The organism is Aquimarina mytili, from assembly GCF_016735115.1.
Lineage (GTDB): Bacteria > Bacteroidota > Bacteroidia > Flavobacteriales > Flavobacteriaceae > Aquimarina > Aquimarina mytili.
Genome location: NZ_JAERQJ010000008.1, coordinates 261,270 through 280,686, shown reverse-complemented (window position 1 = coordinate 280,686; position 19,417 = coordinate 261,270). Strand labels below are relative to the sequence as shown.

Annotated in this window: 18 protein-coding genes; 11 read left to right on the top strand and 7 right to left on the bottom strand. The window is 34.9% G+C overall.

The window, feature by feature from the left end:
- Positions 1 to 268: 268 nt before the first annotated feature.
- The 4 genes from JJQ60_RS18240 to JJQ60_RS18225 all read left to right on the top strand — a co-directional run bounded on the left by JJQ60_RS18240 (position 269) and on the right by JJQ60_RS18225 (position 1,849).
- Positions 269 to 838, top strand: a complete 570-nt coding sequence (locus JJQ60_RS18240) for a hypothetical protein (RefSeq protein ID WP_201923609.1) — start codon at positions 269 to 271, stop codon at positions 836 to 838.
- A gap of 187 nt (positions 839 to 1,025) precedes the next feature.
- Entirely contained in the window at positions 1,026 to 1,238 is a 213-nt protein-coding gene (locus tag JJQ60_RS18235) for a hypothetical protein (protein WP_201923608.1), read from the top strand.
- Positions 1,231 to 1,422 carry a hypothetical protein gene (locus tag JJQ60_RS18230; protein WP_201923607.1) on the top strand — a complete coding sequence of 64 codons (192 nt, stop codon included), beginning with the start codon at positions 1,231 to 1,233 and terminating at the stop codon, positions 1,420 to 1,422. The genes JJQ60_RS18235 and JJQ60_RS18230 overlap by 8 nt, the downstream gene beginning before the upstream one ends.
- A gap of 166 nt (positions 1,423 to 1,588) precedes the next feature.
- Positions 1,589 to 1,849, top strand: coding sequence for a hypothetical protein (locus JJQ60_RS18225; protein ID WP_201923606.1), 261 nt, complete (start codon positions 1,589 to 1,591; stop codon positions 1,847 to 1,849).
- A gap of 154 nt (positions 1,850 to 2,003) precedes the next feature.
- Here JJQ60_RS18225 and JJQ60_RS18220 read toward each other — a convergent pair whose 3' ends face one another.
- Positions 2,004 to 6,617: a DUF5689 domain-containing protein gene (locus JJQ60_RS18220; protein ID WP_201923605.1), complete on the bottom strand. Its 4,614-nt coding sequence runs from the start codon at positions 6,615 to 6,617 to the stop codon at positions 2,004 to 2,006.
- A 335-nt stretch (positions 6,618 to 6,952) separates the two neighbouring features.
- On the opposite strand from JJQ60_RS18220, the gene JJQ60_RS18215 reads away from it, so the two are divergent.
- Positions 6,953 to 7,669: a hypothetical protein gene (locus tag JJQ60_RS18215; protein ID WP_201923603.1), complete on the top strand. Its 717-nt coding sequence runs from the start codon at positions 6,953 to 6,955 to the stop codon at positions 7,667 to 7,669.
- 180 nt (positions 7,670 to 7,849) lie between these two features.
- Positions 7,850 to 8,599: a hypothetical protein gene (locus JJQ60_RS18210; RefSeq protein WP_201923601.1), complete on the top strand. Its 750-nt coding sequence runs from the start codon at positions 7,850 to 7,852 to the stop codon at positions 8,597 to 8,599.
- Positions 8,600 to 8,640: 41 nt separating this feature from the next.
- Here JJQ60_RS18210 and JJQ60_RS18205 read toward each other — a convergent pair whose 3' ends face one another.
- Complete coding sequence (locus JJQ60_RS18205) at positions 8,641 to 9,615, bottom strand: endonuclease/exonuclease/phosphatase family protein (RefSeq protein ID WP_201923600.1); 975 nt, start codon at positions 9,613 to 9,615, stop codon at positions 8,641 to 8,643.
- A 125-nt stretch (positions 9,616 to 9,740) separates the two neighbouring features.
- On the opposite strand from JJQ60_RS18205, the gene hflX reads away from it, so the two are divergent.
- A complete protein-coding gene (hflX, locus tag JJQ60_RS18200; protein WP_201923598.1) occupies positions 9,741 to 10,949 on the top strand; it encodes a GTPase HflX in 1,209 nt (402 codons plus the stop codon).
- Between the two features lie 2 nt (positions 10,950 to 10,951).
- On the opposite strand, the gene JJQ60_RS18195 is transcribed toward hflX, so the two are convergent.
- A complete protein-coding gene (locus JJQ60_RS18195) occupies positions 10,952 to 11,983 on the bottom strand; it encodes a DUF3078 domain-containing protein (RefSeq protein WP_201923596.1) in 1,032 nt (343 codons plus the stop codon).
- A 124-nt stretch (positions 11,984 to 12,107) separates the two neighbouring features.
- Between JJQ60_RS18195 and JJQ60_RS18190 the strand changes: the two genes are divergently transcribed.
- From JJQ60_RS18190 to JJQ60_RS18180, 3 genes are all read left to right on the top strand, one after another.
- Positions 12,108 to 12,551 carry a GNAT family N-acetyltransferase gene (locus JJQ60_RS18190; protein ID WP_201923594.1) on the top strand — a complete coding sequence of 148 codons (444 nt, stop codon included), beginning with the start codon at positions 12,108 to 12,110 and terminating at the stop codon, positions 12,549 to 12,551.
- A 100-nt stretch (positions 12,552 to 12,651) separates the two neighbouring features.
- On the top strand, positions 12,652 to 13,626 hold the full coding sequence (locus JJQ60_RS18185; protein WP_201923592.1) for an ABC transporter ATP-binding protein: 975 nt from the start codon (positions 12,652 to 12,654) through the stop codon (positions 13,624 to 13,626).
- A 154-nt stretch (positions 13,627 to 13,780) separates the two neighbouring features.
- Positions 13,781 to 15,223 carry an Ig-like domain-containing protein gene (locus JJQ60_RS18180; protein ID WP_201923590.1) on the top strand — a complete coding sequence of 481 codons (1,443 nt, stop codon included), beginning with the start codon at positions 13,781 to 13,783 and terminating at the stop codon, positions 15,221 to 15,223.
- Between the two features lie 76 nt (positions 15,224 to 15,299).
- Here the strand turns inward: JJQ60_RS18180 and JJQ60_RS18175 are convergent, their stop codons facing one another.
- The 4 genes from JJQ60_RS18175 to JJQ60_RS18160 form a co-directional block, all read right to left on the bottom strand.
- Positions 15,300 to 16,055, bottom strand: a complete 756-nt coding sequence (locus JJQ60_RS18175) for a UDP-2,3-diacylglucosamine diphosphatase (RefSeq protein ID WP_201923588.1) — start codon at positions 16,053 to 16,055, stop codon at positions 15,300 to 15,302.
- 63 nt (positions 16,056 to 16,118) lie between these two features.
- Positions 16,119 to 16,571 carry a 6-pyruvoyl trahydropterin synthase family protein gene (locus JJQ60_RS18170; RefSeq protein ID WP_201923586.1) on the bottom strand — a complete coding sequence of 151 codons (453 nt, stop codon included), beginning with the start codon at positions 16,569 to 16,571 and terminating at the stop codon, positions 16,119 to 16,121.
- Between the two features lie 67 nt (positions 16,572 to 16,638).
- Positions 16,639 to 17,697: a hypothetical protein gene (locus JJQ60_RS18165; protein WP_201923584.1), complete on the bottom strand. Its 1,059-nt coding sequence runs from the start codon at positions 17,695 to 17,697 to the stop codon at positions 16,639 to 16,641.
- A 118-nt stretch (positions 17,698 to 17,815) separates the two neighbouring features.
- The gene (locus tag JJQ60_RS18160; RefSeq protein ID WP_201923620.1) at positions 17,816 to 18,583 is read right to left on the bottom strand and encodes an enoyl-CoA hydratase/isomerase family protein; all 768 of its coding nucleotides are present in this window, start codon (positions 18,581 to 18,583) and stop codon (positions 17,816 to 17,818) included.
- A 418-nt stretch (positions 18,584 to 19,001) separates the two neighbouring features.
- Here JJQ60_RS18160 and JJQ60_RS18155 point away from each other — a divergent pair, with 418 nt between their 5' ends.
- Entirely contained in the window at positions 19,002 to 19,400 is a 399-nt protein-coding gene (locus tag JJQ60_RS18155) for a LytR/AlgR family response regulator transcription factor (protein WP_201923582.1), read from the top strand.
- Positions 19,401 to 19,417 lie beyond the last annotated feature (17 nt).

Here is a 19,417-nt window from a genome sequence, read left to right as displayed (position 1 = left end):
CAGTGAACCTTCCAGCTTCGCTTGTGAATGTCGATACCAATGTATAACTTAGGGCAAGCGGTAATTTGAGTATTCATATCTTTAATTTTTAGTTCATTTTAAAGATACTCGACTTACTGCTTTTTCATCGATGCTATAATCTATTGATTGTTCCATCTTTCAAAAAATATTCAGTACTTTTAATTCAAACTGGTTCCTACATCAAAATTCATCTGAATTTTTCATAGCGGAATCATACCCGAGCACCTTATGTACAAGCTAAAAAGACATGAACATTAACAAACTAAATTCAATATCGCTTTTCTTCATTGTCATTATTTCCGGACTTTTTCAGATTCATGCTCAAACAGAAAACGATGAATCACAAAGAGCTCATTTTGAAAAAATAGCGAACTACCTCACACAAGGAAGTGGAAAATGGACCGGTGAAAACAAAAAATATAATCCTGACAACCCAAAGTCTCCAAAAGCTTTTGGATTATGGTTTGAACGGCCAATAAAAAACCTATTAACCATTAAAATAGTTGCTTACCAAAAAGATAGTACGATAATTAGTTCACAAGGTATCTTTTCATGGCATCCAATCAAAAAGCAATTCATTCATGTGACTGCCGATCGTGGAGATGGCTTTTCAGAAGGGATTTCTGAATTTCCCAATGACTCAACATTTATATCTACTATGATCGTTTATCGTCCAAATGGAGCATTCTTTGATCATAAAGACGAAAATTTCATTGTAAGTGAAAACGTGCATAGGAATACTTCTTTTGGTAAAGATGAACAAGGAAACTGGATCGAGAAAGGAAGATGGACATGGACCCGAGATCCGGAAGAATAAACAACGACACTAATAACATGATGTATATGATCATAGTAGCTAAGTGATGAATCGATATGTTGTTTTTGGGCAAGCCAAAGCATTCGCAATAAAGAAAAGTTAGCAATTACTGTACTGAAAAACCAAAAAGTCGAGGTAACAATTTGTGCTGCTACGACACACATGTAAAACGTTATCCAATATTATAATGCCAATAATAAGAAGTAAATCTCAACCACATCAGACGCTAAAAGAATTCTATACTGAAAATAGTGATAAAGCCATAAACAATGTTATTGGTCCTAAAATGCTAAAATGGATTGATAGATTAAACTCTGAATTGCCTGATTTGGAAATATGGGGTCTTACAAGCCTTTACAGACTCGTTCTTATGTCTACAGAAACTTTTGAAGGTGAATAGGTCTGTGATAATTTTTGGATCAGAAAATAACTATAGAGTTGATTATTTAATGCCTAAGAAAGATGCTCCTTGGGAAAATGCTTACATCACTGGCACTACAATGGATTTTGAAAAAGCATTAAAAATGTCAATAATTGCAATCGAAAAATCAGGCGCATGGAGGGAAAAGGAAGACACCATATAACACCATATATGATGATAACAGCCAATTGATCAATTGAATGGTTTCTGTATTTTTCGAAATTAGGCAATGCTTACAGAAAATTGAAAATAGTAGTGGCACATGCTACACAAAACAAATTTTACAATATTACGTTTATATAGATAGTACAAATCAAAAATGTTGTATTATGCAAACGTTAAAAAAGTGGTTATTGCTAGGGCTTTTTTTAATAGCAATAATCGCATGTGGTGAAAAGAAGAAAGAAACTGAAACCACAATCGAAAAAGCGGAAACAAAAAACACCGCAGTAGTCACCAAAACGACTAAAAAGAAGACAGTGACTAAGCCATTGTCTAAAAAAGAACTTAGAAAAATAAAAAGAGAACTTAGAAAACGAGAACGCGAACAAAAAAGAAAGCAACGCGAGCTCGAAAATAACAAAAAGTAAACTGCCTTGGGGCGAAGCCTACGAGGTTGTAGGTTAGAAATAATTTTGATTTCGAGATAAGCCTTAGAGTAATTAAATCTCGATTATCAAGTAAAAGAAAAGGCTGGATTAATTATCCAGCCTTTTTTATACGCAGTATGTTATAACAGCTTGGTTATTTTTTCAGAACCTTTATTGTTTTATTAATCGTTCCGCTTTTGTCTGATACTCTAACGACATAAAAACCTCTTGAATACCCACCCATATCAACAGATACTTTAGATTGTCCAACATTTAATCGTATCGTCTGGTTATATACAGTTTGACCAGTTATGTTTGTCACAGAGATGTCTACATCATTACCAGAGAAGGCAGTAAAGTCAACAGAAAGATAACTTGTAACCGGATTAGGAGATACTGATACGCTAACCTCTTCTGGTCCAAATTTTTCGTTCATTAGCTCGCTTTCTAAAGCTGTTGGGTTTTCCGCATAGACTACAGCTTCTTTAGAAAGAATAGATTCTCCATTTTCTAAACATACAATAGCATCCAGATCATACCCATCTGCAAACCAAGGGAAAATGTTTTTATCACTAATATCAACAACCTTAATGTATTTTGCAGAGCGCAGGTTACCGGTTGCTAAGTCAAACTCGCCATCCTGGCATGTAGTTCCTAAAGAAACAAACTCTACACCATCTGTTGAAGCAAATACCTCAGCAGATTCTGGGAAATAATTACAAGGAATATTGTTAAAGAATCCTGTAGACTCGAACACTGCAAATTCATTAGTATCTGCATTGTCAAAAATTTCATTATTTAATTCGATAGTGATTGATCCTCCAAACCCTAAACTCACAAAGTTTAAAAATCTTCGTTCTCTAGGTGTTCCGATTGCTCGATCTGGATTGCTTCTATATCTTGATATTCTTCTTCCGTCCCTTCTTCTTCCTTGATCAAAAGAAACTACAGATGCTCCCTTACATTCGTTATCCACAAACTCAGGTTCTAATAAGAATCGTGCAGAAACCGGTAAGTGATCGGATGCAGTAAAAGCGTAGTCATTATCATATACTTCATAATGAACCGTAACAGAGTTTTCGATATAGGCTTCATTAAGCTCGTTGGTTACAGCAATATGATCGATCATATTTTCTCTAAACACAAAAGATCTAAATCCTGCTTCACTTAATGCCGATGATACAATGTTGTAATTAAGCGAATCATTAACATATTCCTGGAAACTAGATTCGGTTGAAGCTATGTCGGCAACAGTTTCGTCTACATCATCATTATAGTCTCCTAATAGAATAACTTTATTGTTTGCAAAATTAACGTCTAAAGAGTCTTTAAGTACCTCTACATCATACCTACGCATGTCGTATCTGTTTTGAGGATCACGACTACTATTTGCCCTAGCATGCAATGCTATAAGATCAATACGCTCTGTAACACCATTAATAGTTACGTCTGCGGTCATTAAAAAAGGCAATCTACCACTAGCAAAGAAACGTGACGTCTCGCTTGGATAATTAACAAGCGCAGAATCATCACCGCCATTATACAATGGATGAATAGAAGTAAACATTGCTCTGGTATTTACTACAGAAACAGTTTCGGTATTGTATATAAATCCTAATTTTTGGAAAGGCGGAGTACCTGTAGGATTTGAAAAAGCATCAGATAAGATATAGTCATACCCTGGCAATTGTGCTACCAGCTCAGCAAATAATGCATCATCTGCAATTTCTTCTACAGCATAGATATCAGCTTTTAATTTTCTAAGTACCGTAGCAGTGCTATCTCTTTGAATAGCATCAGACATTGGGTTTTGCCCAACAGGAGAGTTGTTTTCGTCTCCAAACCACTCTATATTCCATGCTACTACATCAAAAGTGTCTTCTTTAGGAAAACCTACAGTATCACCAGGAGGAATAAACTCAACTGCACACGGAATATCTTCAGATGCTCTAGGCAATAACTGGAAAGATTCTCTAAAACGCCCTACAACTCCAGTAACTTCTGGACATGTAACAGGCTGCGCTTTACCTACAACAGATGCTACATCATTGTCTACTCGCAATTGCCCTGTACCACTTGCATCGGTAAGTGTAAAATTAGAATTTCCGAATAAAAGATCACCAGGATTAGGGAAGGTTGTATTAAGCACACGCACCAATTCACCTGGATGATTACCAAGTTCTGCTAGCGTAATTTCTAGAGGAGTAATCGGGTTTTGCGGAAGACCGTTGTTTACTACATCAGCTACAGAGCTAATTTGTACTTGATCATTAAAAGCAGCTCTAACTCCAGTTATAGTAATAGAATCTCCAACTTTTAAAGTGGCATTTGCTTGTACCGATTCATCAAAAACAGCAATACCGCCCGTGGCATCCTGAATAAAAGCAGGGCCATTAAAAGCATCAGTTACTGTTAATACACCAGCAATAGTTACAGGCGTACCTTCGGCAGCGGCTCTCGCTTCGGCGATAGTGATTGGCTCTCCCGGAGTTACAATTACACCATCATTATCTGTACCGGGGGTAGGAGCCTTAGCAACATAAGAACTCGTGTTACGAGCACCACCCTGTCCATTTGGAACACGTTGTAAAGATTCTCCATCTTTACTTCCGTTTGCATCTTCGTTTAGTTGAGGTTGATCAGCATTTAATAATACTAATAATTCTAAGTCGTCCGCATCATTTGTATCATATACGATAGCATCAATTATGTTATCTGTAGTCACAGCTGTTCCGTTAGGGAAACTTGTAGCATCACCAAAATATAATACCACAGCATCAGCACCATTTTGGAAAGAGTTTCCTGGCACTACAAGATCAACATTGGCAACATCGGCATTACCAATAACAAAGTATCCTTCGGCATTAGTAGAAAAACCATCTAAATCAAAAGCATTGTAGCTTGTATTATTGCTTCCGTTATAATTTACTAATACGTATCCATCCAGAGGTGTATTTCCGGTTCCACCATCATATAATTCTACAAATTCTAAAGCATCAGAACCTTGAGTATCTGCATCCAATTCGTTAATAATAAGATTAACGATTTCTGTGGCATTTGTATTTGCAGCTCCTGGAGTTGCAATTGCTTGTGTATAGGTAGATGTATTTCTTAGTCCGCCAGATCCATTAGGGAAACGTTGCACAGAGTGGAAGTTCTTATCTCCCTTATCATCTTCATTTACTTGTGGTTCACCCGCATTTAATAACGCTAATAATTCTACATCATCGTTGTCATTAGTGTCATATACGATTGCATCTACAAGGTTATCTGTAGTTACTGCCGTTCCGTTAGGAAAACTAGCAGCGTCTGTCTTGTATAATGCTACGGCATCTGCTCCGTTTTGTAATCCATTTCCAGGAAAAACTATAGAAACATTAGCAACATCTGCATTACCAGCTACAAAATATCCATTAGCATTTGTGGTAAATCCAGTAAGATCATAAGTAGCATAGCTTTGATCGTTTGATCCGTTATAGAACACAAGAATATGTCCATCAAGAGCAGTATTTCCTACTCCACCATCAAATAATTCTACAAATTCTAAGACGTCTGACCCTTCAGTATCAGCGTCAATTTCATTGATAAGTAGTACAGCATCTTCTCCGCCAGTATCTTCGACAACTACATTTTCTCTATTAGGAGTGTTTACTGCTTCCCCTGGTTCTGCTACTGCAGCAGGAAAACTTGGTAAACCGCTTCCGTCAAAGTCGTTTCTTGTCCAGTCTGCAACTGCATCAGTGTCTACACCATTAGGAAATCTTGATGCACCACCAACGGTAAATGTACTTCCGTCAAAAGATTGTAATAAAGTAACGGTAGCATAGTTTTGATCTGTTGCACCACCATCATTAACTCCTATATCATCAATAATTTCTTCCCAGGGCGTGGTATCAAAAACGCCATTGTCATCTGCATCTAAGTCTTGTCCAAGAGTACCCGTAAAATTCTTAACTAAAAGCAAGGCTACGGTACCGTTTTCATATACATTACTACCAAAAGGTGTAGTAAAATATCCATTAACATCTGTTGTACCCAGTTGAATTACTTCATCAATTGTACCCGCAGAGTTACTATCACCATCGATTTCTAATATCCAATATTCGCTTAAGTCAGCTTCAACACCGGCTTTAATTTCTACAAATTCGTCGGTATCTGATCCAGAATGATTAAATACAAACTCGTTGATTAATGGAAGAACTACTGGAGTTCCAAAAAACTGATTAGTGTTTACCTGCCCATACGTATTAGCGAGTGCGGCTTCCCAAACGAAATCTGAAGCTGTAGTTCCTGTTCCAGACAACTGTAAAGAACTACCAACAGCAGAACTACTAGACTCTGATACCCCAATATCTGTACTGGTTAATCCTGATGCAGGCCCATCGGTTGCGGTAAAAGAACCTTCATAACTTAAAAACTGAACAACGGTATTGTTGTTGTCAACAAGGGCTATCCCATCTGGTCCGCCATTTTGCAAACCATTAGCAGCAAGAACGTTTACTACGGTTCCAAAACTGTTTTGTTGATCGGGAATACTTCCTGAAAGAGCGATCGTATTATACACCGAACCGTTTGATCCGTTATACAAAACAATACTCCAATTGGTAAGATCAGTTCCTGCCGATCCAGCGATTTCGACAGCTTCATCTACGTCGGCACCTGCATTATCATAATGTATTTCGTTGATAAAAACAGATTGCGCATTTCCATTTTGAGTCCCCATAAAACATGAAATGACAAATGGAATTAAAAGTAATTTTAATTTCATGACAATTAGTTTGTTTGTGTGATTTTTTGCGTAGCGCAAGGTATGGCATTAGAACGATTCTTGCACCCTAGTTATGTTAAAAAAATATTAACAAATTAACATTTTTGCTCAGAGCCCTTTATAAATCAGGGGTTTATAAGATTTGAAATTCTGAAGGATCTTATATTCTAGAAATAACCTCTCCAAAAAAGGGTAAAACAACCCCTGATAAATTGGGATTTTAAACTCTGTTATATTGATTATCAGAAGATTAAATTTGATGTATCAAAAATGATAAGAGCATTATCGCTATGATCATTTTTAGGGTATTGGATTAATTAAACTCACACATAAAAATGAAAAAACGGGGGAATTTTGGAGTTTTTTTTGGGGTTGTTTTGTGTCTTTTGTTAATAACATCATGCGAACAACCAGACGGAGAAGCAGAATTTATAAACACGAATGATAAAAAAGATTTTGTTCAGGATGATATTTTTATTGAAGAAAATGAATTTGAACTAACGAAACCAGTATTGCGTCTAAGTTATGATCCCAATTTGACTGAAGAAGAAGCTTCAACTAGATTTAATGAAGCAATAGTAGCATATAAACAGAAAAATGCCACTCAAAATAAGGGATTAAGTACAGAGTGGTTCTTCAGAATAGCAACACTAACAGGTGCTCAATCCAATAATGATACTGATGGCCAAGTGAGAGCTTCTGTATATTTTAATACAGATAAAGGATCACATGCCTCAAAAAATATTATTTTGGATTATCCGTCGATTGACGAGCGAGAATTGGGTCAATGGGATTACTATCTCTTTAAAACTTTTTTGCCCGGTGAAGCGGTAAAATGGGTACAGATTAGTTCCTCTGCAATTCGATTACAAGGAACCGATGAGTGGTTTGTAAAACAATTTCATACCTACATGGTCGCACAGGATCAAACGGCACCTGCTAATGGTGCAACCAACATATATACATTTCCTAATATTTTTCTTTATAGCCCTTGTGCTACTTGCTGGGATAGTTATCAGAAAAGGGGAGGCTATGGAAAATTGAAATTTTGAAGCAAAGGTGTTCACTATTATAATTGCTTTGTATTTCTGAAGATTCATCCTATCAATTGATATCTGTCCTTGATCAATTCAAAAAGGAGCTCTATCAATTCGCATCAAAAAACCGTAAGCGTTTGATTTAAATTTATTTAATAATTCACGCATATTAAATAATTTAAAGAAACTCTTAAAATGAAAACACGAAACCAATTAAAGAAAATTGTATTAGTAGCAATTTGTGCTATGATTTGCTTATCCTGCGAAAAACCGGAAGAGGCTTTGGAAATTAACAATATCCAAACCGAAGAAGTAATCACAAAGACGGTACGACCTTTTTTGCATATGAGCTTCGATGCAGATGTAAGCGAGGAAGAGGCCTCTAGAATGTTCAATGAAGCATTGCAAGAATATTACAGCAAAGAAATAGCTTTGGGAAAGATATCTACAAAAAATTGGACCTACAGAATAACAACCAGAACAGGAAATGGTAAATATGATGGCACTGACGGAGCTGTAAAGTCTACAGTTCGTTTTCGAACAAATACGGGTTGGCATTACTGGACAGTGTATTTAAACAATCCCGGTGATGATCGAGAAAAAGGGAAAACCGATTATTATGGTATTGACATTACATTTGATCAATCTTTGCGTTGGGTAGAATTAAGTTCAGCTTCAATTAGCTTAAAAGGAAAAGATAAATGGGCATTCAACAAGTTTAAGGTAGATATGACCAAACAAATGCAGCCTTTAAGTGCAAACAAATATTCCGGAAGTTCACTTTTAGAACCAGTCATTAATCCTATTGCAGCATTGGATAATAACTCTGCAAATGGTTGGGATACATGGGATTCTAGGTATGACGCTGCAAATAATGGTTACGGATGGGGTAGAATAGCCTTAAAGCAACCCAGTAATCCTCCGGGAGATGTAGGATCAAATTAAGAATAATTACATTCTAAAGGCTATGGTTGAGGTCATAGCCTTTAATTATTTAGTCTCAAACGCATATACACCGGAAAGTGATCACTATATCCGCCTAAATATTTTCTTCCTACATATGTTCTAAAGGGATTTCCTTTGTAGCGCCCTTTATAAATTTTTAAAAAGTCTTTGTCAAAAATAGAAGCGTCAGAGAAGCAGTGCTTTCCTTTTTCGTATTTATGAAAGTTATGACTAAAGATAATTTGGTCAAACAAATTCCATTGGCTTCTATAATTTGTAGTGCCGCGATATCTGGTAAGCAGTCGCTCCATAGGATTAAAAAGATCGTTTTGAACTAAGTGTTGTTTAACACTCTCACTATGGGGATCATCATTAAAGTCCCCCATGATAATAATCTTTGCATCTGTATTTTCTGAAGTAATCTGATCTATAATCTCGCGATTTTTTTGCGCTGCAGCTATACGTTTATAAGATGTTAATTCTGCTCCATCACGTCTGGATGGCCAATGGTTAACTAGAATATGAACCTCCTCACTATTTAGATACCCCGTAACCCACAAAATATCTCGGGTATAATCTCTTTCTCCATTATCATTGTCAACCAAAACCTGTATTTTTTCTGAATGGGTCACTTCAAAATATTGCTTTTGATATAAGAGCCCAACATCAATTCCTCGTTCATCAGGAGAGTCATAATGAACAATACCATAGTTTTTATTCTTTAAATGCTTAGAGTTAATTAGATCTTCAAGAACATTTTTGTTTTCTACCTCTGCAACACCAACCAATGTAGGAGCTTTGCCAGTTTTTGAAAATCCAATATTAGAAATGGCCGTGCCTAATTTGAAGATTTTTTTCTCATACCTTTTAAGGTTCCATGCTTTTTCAGAATCTGGTAAAAAGTCTTCATCTAATGTATAAGGGTCATCTTTGGTGTCAAATAGGTTTTCCAGATTATAAAAAGCTACCGTATACTGATCAGTGTTTTTTTTACGGAAATAATAGTTGTTGGCCATAGTATATTGTTTTTTATAAGAACCCTCTACGCTATTGGATGGTAAAGCATATAATTATTGTACTTTTGTACACCTGATTGAAGGCACAATATAATAAAATAAGATATAGAAGATAACCTTAATTAATGTTAGAACAGAAGGAAATAGCATACGAGAAAACGGTACTAATAGGAATCATAACCAAAAACCAGGACGAAGATAAATTAAACGAGTTTTTGGATGAATTAGAGTTTCTTACCTATACTGCAGGTGGTGAAGTAGTGAAGAGGTTTACGCAAAAAATGGATATTCCAAATTCCAAGACGTTTATAGGTACTGGAAAAATGGAAGAGGTTAGGATATATGTTGAAGAAAATGAAATAGGAACTGTTGTTTTTGATGATGAATTATCTCCGGGTCAGCTCCGAAATATAGAGCGAACTCTCAAGGCTAAGATTATCGACAGAACGAATTTGATTCTGGATATTTTTGCACAACGGGCACAAACCAGTTATGCCCGTACTCAAGTTGAGTTAGCACAATATCAATATTTATTGCCACGTCTTACAGGATTATGGACTCACCTCGAAAGACAACGTGGAGGTATCGGGATGCGTGGTCCCGGTGAAACCGAAATTGAGACTGACCGCCGTATTGTTAGAGATCGAATTTCTTTATTAAAAAAGAAATTACAAACTATCGATAAACAGATGGCTACTCAACGAGGCAATCGAGGTAAACTTGTGCGTGTAGCCTTAGTGGGGTATACCAATGTAGGAAAATCCACATTAATGAATGTCGTGGCAAAAAGCAAGGTCTTTGCAGAAAATAAGCTTTTTGCAACATTGGATACTACGGTACGAAAAGTGGTTATTGGCAACCTTCCGTTTTTACTTAGTGATACAGTGGGTTTTATAAGAAAATTACCTACACAGCTTGTAGAAAGTTTTAAAAGTACACTAGACGAAGTTAGAGAGGCAGATTTGTTATTACATGTAGTGGATATCTCTCATCCTCAATTCGAAGATCATATAGCCTCGGTGAACAAGATACTTGGAGAGATTGATTGTACAGATAAAAGAACCGTTATGGTTTTTAATAAAATTGATGCGTATCAACATGAAACTATAGAAGAAGATGATCTAACCACAGAAAAAACAGAAGCACATTATACGCTTGAAGAGTGGAAACACACCTGGATGAGTAGAATAGGAGATAATGCTTTGTTTATTTCGGCGATCAATAAAGGAAATATTGAAGAATTTAGGAAGAAAGTATATAAAGAAGTTAGAGATATTCATGTAACACGATTTCCGTATAACAATTTTTTATACCCCGAAATTGTAGAAGAATAAAACTAAAACTTATAATCTAGCCCAATACCCAAAACTTGTCGTATTTGAAAAGCACTTGTGGCATTATCATCATAAATGCTTTGAAATATAAAACTACTAGAGATATAACGATTAACCTGAAGATTAAGATTGAGGGTGTAGTCTAAATCAATATTAGCTGGATCTTCGATATAATTAGAATATAAATTTAAGATGTTTTCTACGGTAAAATTTTCGCTTACCGAAAACTTAATGTTCGCTGCAATCGCTCCACCAAATTCAAATCGTGTGCTTTCTCCGGCATCAACCCCAAAGTAATCACCATCTACATAGCCTTCAACATTAGTAAATTCTTTATCTACAAAAATCATACGTGATGTAACAGGCGCAATATTAACGGTAAGATCATCATTTTTTTTCCATAGAAATCCCGGACCGGCTTGTATAAATGCAGGAGAGAAAAAATGAGTTTCTTCTATGCGAATGGTTTCTTCTGTCTCAGGATCAACTTCAAAACGGAATCCTTTATCAAACTGAGATAAAAAATTAGCAAAAAATGAGTAATTCCAATTACTTTCTCCTATACGCTGCCCAATTCGACTATTAATTTCAATTCGATCATCTGTTTTTCTTACAAAATCTTCATCTTTTAAGAATGATAAACCATAATCTGCATTGATCTTGTTTTCCCAGGAAAAACTTTTTTTCTTGTAATTGAATTTATAATTTATAGAACTGTTACCGGATACATTTGAAGTACCACCACCTTGCCAATCAAAATTAAACGCAGATTGATTAAATAATAATGAGAAGGTTCCGCTTGTTCTCCAACCATCTTTTGGCTCTTCTTTTTTCTTGGGTTTTGGTTTTATCTCTTTAAGGAGTTCTTCGAGCACACCAATATTTATTTCTGCAGGAGTTTGTTTAATTAACCCTTTTATAGACGTTTTTAAAGCATTTTTTATTGAGTCTTTTTGGGGTTCACTTTTTTGGTCCTGAGCAAGAACTGTAGCCGTGAAGAAAAAGAAAAAAATAGCGATAAAAAAACTCTTCATGTAATCTTTATTGCAGAGGTAGAATACAAAGATAAGGCATGCCGTTTGCTTTGTCAAACAATAGAATGTTATAGGTCTAAGAATTATTATCTTCGTAAAAATCGTTTAAGTTAGATTTCGAAAAATGAATATAGAGCTGGTAAAAGCAAAAGAAACAGACAGAGATTTTTTACTTGACCTAAGAATCTCTAGTATGCAGGAGCATCTGCACACAGCAGGATTGTATTTATCTAATGAAGAACATAAGTCTAGAGTTGATGTTCATTTTGATGCTTCACAGATAATTTTAAAATCATCTCAAAGAATAGGTTTGCTAAAATCTTTGGAAACACAAGACAATATAGAAATACTACAACTTCAGATATTGCCTGAGTTTCAAGGAATGAGAATAGGAAAACACATCATTGACAACATAATTTCGAGAGCAAAACACGAAAGCAAAAAGGTTACTTTAAAGGTCTTAAAAGAAAATCCAGCAAAGCATCTTTATGAGCGGTTAGGTTTTAAGGTAACTGGAGAAGATCAACATGAATTTTATATGGAAGTCAGTTTTTTTGAAAATGGTTAAAATGAGATCTTGAATCAAAGCTCATCTTAACTTTGAAATAAAGATTAAAAATCGAATTTTATAGCAAGGGTTTTTATGATAAAGTTCAATATATTTGAATATGCTTACGATCCAGAACGTCTCTTTTGCTTACGAAACACAACTCGTGCTAAAAAATATTAGTTTCTCTATTAAAAAAGGGGAGCATATTGCTTTGATTGGTGCCAGTGGTTGCGGAAAAAGCACCTTGCTTAAAATCATTTATGGGCTTTTACAAGTTAACGAAGGAACCTTGTTTTGGGAAAAAGAAGAGCTTTTAGGACCGCTTTATAACCTGGTTCCGGGTCATGAAAACATGAAATACCTTTCTCAGGGTTTTGAGTTAGAACCGTATCGAAGTGTATCAGAAAATATTGGTCAATACTTATCTAATTTTGAGCCGAAAACAAAACAAAATCGAGTAGAAGAACTGCTTGAAATTGTAGAGATGATGGATTTTGCCAACACCAAAGTAGAAAACTTAAGTGGTGGACAAAAACAACGGGTTGCTTTAGCTAAAGCGCTTGCCAAAAGGCCAGAATTACTTTTGTTAGATGAGCCTTTTCATAATATTGATAATTTTAGGAGAAGTTCACTACGCAGAAATCTGTTTAGATATTTAAACCGAAACAATATTACAAGTATTACAGCTACACATGATAAAACGGATATATTGTCTTTTACTGATGAAACGATTGTGATCAAGCAAGGAGAGATTCTTACCAAAGAAGAGACAATCACTTTGTACAATGACCCACCTAATTATTATGTTGCTTCTCTTTTTGGTGAAGTAAATGAAATACAAACGTCTCTATTTACTGATTTAAGCGATGACTCTACAATGCTGGTCTATCCTCATGAATTAAAAGTAGATACAGCATCAAAACTAAAAGCTAGGGTTAAAAACGCTTATTTTAAAGGAAATCACTACTTGATTGAAGCGGTTTTTAACAATACGATTATCTTTTTTGAACATCATGCTAAACTGAAATCTCCAGAAACGATTGGAATTCGGGTTACCTCTGAAGCACTATCCAGAATAAAAGATAAGAATTAAGCAGTACAATTCATTTTTATGAACGCTTAAAAGTATGCTTATTGTATTCTTTTATAGCATAATGTATGCTTAATGTACCCTTTACTAACCACAAAACCTACGTTAGCGTAATACTATATTTTTAACTAATTCACTAATTATCAAAAGTAGAAGTATGAAATGTAAACCAATTACCCTAACACTATTCATTACTGTTTTTTCTATTAGCAGTATTTTTTCACAACAATGGAACCCACGACATCCTGGATGGACAGATAGTTTTGCGGCCCGAGGTTTTTGTTGGTGTAATTCCAGCAACTTTGATCATGGAATTGGCACTAAAACGGTAGCCATTAATGGTACTCCTTATAAGATTGTTGACATTTGTGATGAATTAAAGAAACACCCGTTGTATAGAGTGTTTCAAAATGGTGATGCTCCATATAATGACATACAATGTGGAAATGGACCTGCTAATGATGCTCCGGATGAAACAGGATGTCCGGGGCGAACAGATTTGGGACCATCAGGATGTAATCAGATTGGGCCAAAATGGGATATGAATTGGTTAAAAGGCAGACCAAGATTTGGCGGAGATACAGGTGGAGGTAATAATAATGGCCCTGACATATCTTTTAATAACCCACTAAATAATGCTTCTTATCAAGCTCCTGCGACTATCACAGTTGATGTGAAAGCTACAGATAATGATGGAGTAAGTAACGTAAGGCTTTATATCAATAATTCTTTCATTAGACAAGAAAACATAAGTCCTTATGAGTGGAACCAGAACAGTCAAGATGAAAAACTTAAGAATTTAGGTATAGGCACTTATACTCTCAAAGCACAAGCGACCGATAAAAAAGGAAATATAACTACTAAAACCATAAATATTATAGTAGATGATAATGGAGGAGGAAACAATGGTGGAAGTGTTACAATCAAAGGGCAAAGCATTAATAAATATATAAGCTCTGAAGGAGGATCCAGATCCATGAGAGCCAATCGCAATACAGCAGGAACCGGAGAACAATTTACAATACAATCTGCCGGTAACGGAACAGTTAGTTTAAAAGGTAATAATGGTAAATACGTAAGTTCAGAAAATGGAAATAAAGCGATGAATTGTAATCGTAATGCTGTAGGATCTTGGGAAAAATTCAGATTAGAACCTTTGGGAGGTGATTTGTATGCTATCAAAGGGAATAATAACAAGTATGTAAGTCATGAAAATGGTAGAGATATGGGGATTTTCTGTAATAGAAATGCAATCGGATCTTGGGAAAAATTTGCCATTAAAGGCCTTAATGTGAGTGATCTTAACTTACAAAACGTTACATCTTCTACAGCACAAAGTGTTAGTGTATACCCTAATCCAGTTATTAAAGGAAATAATGTTCGTGTTCAAGTTACAACACCTCAAGATGTTCTTTCTTCAATAGAAATTATGGATTTAAATGGGAAAAGTATTATTCAACGTAGTTTAGGTGTTTTAAGAGCAGGTACTATATCTATTCCTTTAGACAGCTTAAGAAGTTCTGTTAAAACAAATGGGCTGTATTTAGTAAAAATTACATTAGGAAAAAAGACCATTGTTAAACAAGTTATGATAGAATAATTAGATCATAATATATATTAAAAAGTAAAGTAGAAATAAAAAGATATTTCTACTTTACTTTTATTTTGATAGCACTCTATTCGTATTTGTTTAATTTCATCTCTTTTCCATCAAAAACGGCATACGTATAGTGCACAATCCAATCTCCTAAATTAGTATATCGAGAGTTTTCATTTAGCTCGATCTCCATAGGTAAATGGCGGTGTCCAAATACAAAATGATCTCTGTGTTTATCTTCAAGCTTTCTTTTGCAATATTGTACTAGCCATTCATTATCTTCTCCAAGAAAAGTAACATCTTCATCTCCCGATATCAATTTGTTTTTTACCGACAAGTATTGTGCAAGTTTCACTCCAAGATCAGGATGTAACCACCTGTAAAACCATTTTGCGACAGGGTTGGTAAATACTTTTTTCATGCGTTTATACCCTTTATCTCCAGGCCCAAGCCCATCTCCATGACCAATAAAAAAAGTAGTGGTATTAAAAGTAAATTCTTGAGGAGTATGATAAACAGGGATATTAAGTTCTTCTTCAAAATACCCATTCATCCAAAGATCATGATTGCCGACAAAATAATATACAGGAATGCCTGAATCTGTAATCTCGGCTAATTTCCCCAAAGTTCTTGTGAATCCTTTTGGGACTACCGTTTTATACTCGAACCAAAAATCAAAAAGATCTCCTAGCAAAAAAATAGCCGCGGCATCTTTTTTAACCTCATCGAGCCATCGTACAAACTTTTGTTCTCTGGGAAAACTCTTTTCTGCAGTTGGAGCACCCAAATGGTTATCGCTGGCAAAGTATATTTTTTTCCCTTCAGGAAGATTCATAGTTCTAATTTGGAAGTAAAGATAATAAAACAATACTACCCCTTAGGTCTTGAGTCATAAGGTTTATTGGTTATCTGAGGCATACCACTCTGCATAGGATGTCTCTGTTTCTTGAAGTTTTAAAGAGTGTAGCTCGATACTTTCAGGTAATCTTGCTTCGATTTTTTTGGCAAAGTCGATCACCATGTTTTCACTTGTTGGTTGATAATCAACTAAAATCACATTATGACCTCTTTCTTTAAGTTCTTTGGCCAGCTCTATATGAGGTGTGTTTTTATTAAACACAGTCGCATGATCAAAAACATCCTCGATGTCTTCTTTAACGATTTTTTTTAGGTCTCCAAAATCGATCACCATTCCTAGTTTTACATGTGAAGTATCTGTGATTGGAGAGCCAATAACGGTAACGCTTAATTTATAACTATGGCCATGTACATTTCTACATTTTCCATCATATCCATATAAGGCATGACCGGTTTCAAAAGAAAATTGCTTTGTGATACGTATTTTACTCATCCTCTGGGTTGTAATTTTTTGCAAAGTTACGGAAGATTACGCTCTATTCTTTAAATTTTTGTAATGCTTATTTTGAAGCTTTTTTAATGACCTTCTTTATGGCCTTATTAAGTTCTTTGATATGCTTAGGTTTTAAATTGTAAGCTAATCCGGTTTCATAATTTCTATAGATTACATCACCAGACTTAGAATTAACAATTTCTATAAATTTTTGAGAGTTGACTCGTACATAACGTAAATAATAAAATTCTTCGTTATTTAAGATTTTAGTATTTAAATCTTTGACAGAAATGAATTCATGAGTAAACTCGTAGTCAGCATATAGTTTTTCAGATTTACTTTCATCTTGCTCTTTATCAGACATTGTAAAAGCATTGTATTTTGTTTTGGTATAGTCAGGAATGTACAGGGTAGTCGAGCCTAAGTTTTTTAATTCAGGGAGTTCCTCGTCTTCATACATCCAGTATATCTTTTCATCGTTTAGTAGTTGACTTGTTTTCTGAAGATAATTTTTAAGCATCCCCGGTTGATAATTAAAAAATACGTCATCGTTCATCGTGGCCGCCATAATTTCTTCATTAGAAGACTTGATGGCTATTTTTATAAACTCATCCTTTGGAAACAATTCAAATCGAGCAAAGCTAATTTTATGCTTGTTAATTATTTTTCTTAATTTTTTTTCTTTTTTCCCCTCATTTTCGGCCAGTTTCTGTGTCAGTTCTTCATTTTGATACATAATCACCTCGAGGTACATATATAAATAATGAACCAAAGCCCCTGATTTTGTTGTCTTATCTACTCGATGACCTCTCAAAGTAGCTATAGAATACTCATCTTTCAAATAATCTCTCAGTTTAAACTCAGACACCGGAACTACTTCAAAAGGAGTAGCGGTCCAAGAAGCTTTTAAAATATCTTCGTACACCTCTTTTTCATATTGATTTGACAGAACGAATATGGTTTTGGTTTTTTTAAATTTTTCTATGTTTTCTTTTTTAAACTTTCCGGGTTTACCTATATGCTTGGGGCCAACTGATATTTGTGCATTACCTAAAACACTAAATGCAAGTGCAAGCACAAAAACAATTGTGTTTATTCTATTTAACCCTAATGATTGAGTGTTCATCTTTTGTATTATAATTTAAGTGTTTAACTATGTTTTGTTACAGGATAACAAGGTTTCTTACCCAATTGTTCATAAAACTTTAAATTGTTATCACCTAAGAGCGATCTAATTTTTGTGTTTATTTCTTAAACTTTGCTAATGCTTCTTTAGTAAAATCTGAAAGCACCAATTCTCCTGATATTGCAGCTCGTTCTATCAATACCTTATCCCAATGATCGGTTCCTTGCCATGTTGCTTTTTTCATTTGTTGCAAAGCAGCTGGGTTATAGCTTGCTAATTTTTCTGCAAAAAGCTGTGTTTCTTTATCGAGTTCTGCGATAGTATCAAAAACACGAGAAAACAGTCCTTTTTCTTTGGCCCAATACGCATTTTTCCATTGCGATGCGTCCCATGCTAGAGTTCCAAATGCGGCAAGACCAATTTTTCTAGATACAGCAGGCTCAATAACAAAGGGGCCAATACCAATGGTGAGTTCACTTAATTTAATAGAAGCGGCCTCGGTAGCCAAACAATAATCACATGCCGATGCTAAACCAACACCTCCACCTACAGTTTTGCCCTGTATACGCCCTATAATTGGTTTTTTACAGTTGCGCATAGCGTTAATAACATTGGCAAAGCCGGAAAAGAAATATGTACCTTCTTCAAGATTTGTTATTGCTACTAATTCGTCAAAAGAGGCTCCGGCACAAAAGGCACGTTCGCCTTCAGACTTCAATATAATAACATGTGCATCATTGTTTTTTGACAATTGATCAAAGGCTTTGGCCAACCGAGCTAATAACTCTGATGGAAAAGAATTACTGGCAGGGTGTCCAAATTCTATGGTTGCAATATTATTTTCGATATGAGTATATAAACTCCCGTTTGATCTTGTTGTCATTATAATTGCTTTTTCACATAAAAATAGACAATATCCTATTAACTATTTGTTTGAATGAGCTAATGTGTTGATATTCTGTTAAAAACTAATAATAACTACAAGATGAATTTTGCCTCTTTACCCCCAAACTTGGTTTATATTTAACACATGTTAGAACAATTCTTCGAAAAACACAGATTAAAAATAGGGGTGCTTTTAATGATTTTTTATACTGTATTATTTCTATTAATCAGTAGTTAGAAATAGGCGTATATCCTTATTCTATTCTCCTTTTAAGAAATCAGAAACGCTGCGTTTCTGAACTTTTATATTCTCTAAATATCTTCAAAATAACCTAAAGGGGGTAAGAAAATGGGCTATTGTATAACTGTACTAATAGGATCAGATTAGTAGTAGTACTATATCTTAAAAGAAATATACAATGGTAATACAGTTAGTTACAAGTAATGACGAAAGAAAAGAGCGTAAGGATCAATTATATTATTCTTCAGATTTTCTTAATAAAATTGCTCTTCCGGTAAGTGATGGTATTCTTTTTCTAACCACAGACGATATCATTTGCTTTGAAGCGGATGGGATGTACACCAAAGTACATTCAAAATCGAAAGGAGTAATTCTAATAAGCAAGCCACTTAAGCACTTTGACAGTTTAATGAAGAACAAACCTCTTTTTTTTCGTCCCCATCGCTCTTTTTTAATCAATTTAAACCATATCAAACAATTCATAAAAAAAGATGGAGCCTATATCATCATGGAAAATGAACTTACTGTCTCTATTTCAAAAGAAAAGCGTGAAAAGTTTCTAGAACTAATATATTAATACGACGACGATGTATT

What these genes read in the sequence shown, in the direction of transcription:
- JJQ60_RS18240 (WP_201923609.1), top strand. Translation starts at nt 269, where the DNA reads ATGAACATTAACAAACTAAATTCAATATCGCTTTTCTTCATTGTCATT.
- JJQ60_RS18235 (WP_201923608.1), top strand. Translation starts at nt 1,026, where the DNA reads ATGCCAATAATAAGAAGTAAATCTCAACCACATCAGACGCTAAAAGAA.
- JJQ60_RS18225 (WP_201923606.1), top strand. Translation starts at nt 1,589, where the DNA reads ATGCAAACGTTAAAAAAGTGGTTATTGCTAGGGCTTTTTTTAATAGCA.
- JJQ60_RS18220 (WP_201923605.1), bottom strand. Translation starts at nt 6,617, where the DNA reads ATGAAATTAAAATTACTTTTAATTCCATTTGTCATTTCATGTTTTATG.
- JJQ60_RS18215 (WP_201923603.1), top strand. Translation starts at nt 6,953, where the DNA reads ATGAAAAAACGGGGGAATTTTGGAGTTTTTTTTGGGGTTGTTTTGTGT.
- JJQ60_RS18210 (WP_201923601.1), top strand. Translation starts at nt 7,850, where the DNA reads ATGAAAACACGAAACCAATTAAAGAAAATTGTATTAGTAGCAATTTGT.
- JJQ60_RS18205 (WP_201923600.1), bottom strand. Translation starts at nt 9,615, where the DNA reads ATGGCCAACAACTATTATTTCCGTAAAAAAAACACTGATCAGTATACG.
- hflX (WP_201923598.1), top strand. Translation starts at nt 9,741, where the DNA reads ATGTTAGAACAGAAGGAAATAGCATACGAGAAAACGGTACTAATAGGA.
- JJQ60_RS18195 (WP_201923596.1), bottom strand. Translation starts at nt 11,983, where the DNA reads ATGAAGAGTTTTTTTATCGCTATTTTTTTCTTTTTCTTCACGGCTACA.
- JJQ60_RS18190 (WP_201923594.1), top strand. Translation starts at nt 12,108, where the DNA reads ATGAATATAGAGCTGGTAAAAGCAAAAGAAACAGACAGAGATTTTTTA.
- JJQ60_RS18185 (WP_201923592.1), top strand. Translation starts at nt 12,652, where the DNA reads ATGCTTACGATCCAGAACGTCTCTTTTGCTTACGAAACACAACTCGTG.
- JJQ60_RS18180 (WP_201923590.1), top strand. Translation starts at nt 13,781, where the DNA reads ATGAAATGTAAACCAATTACCCTAACACTATTCATTACTGTTTTTTCT.
- JJQ60_RS18175 (WP_201923588.1), bottom strand. Translation starts at nt 16,055, where the DNA reads ATGAATCTTCCTGAAGGGAAAAAAATATACTTTGCCAGCGATAACCAT.
- JJQ60_RS18170 (WP_201923586.1), bottom strand. Translation starts at nt 16,571, where the DNA reads ATGAGTAAAATACGTATCACAAAGCAATTTTCTTTTGAAACCGGTCAT.
- JJQ60_RS18165 (WP_201923584.1), bottom strand. Translation starts at nt 17,697, where the DNA reads ATGAACACTCAATCATTAGGGTTAAATAGAATAAACACAATTGTTTTT.
- JJQ60_RS18155 (WP_201923582.1), top strand. Translation starts at nt 19,002, where the DNA reads ATGGTAATACAGTTAGTTACAAGTAATGACGAAAGAAAAGAGCGTAAG.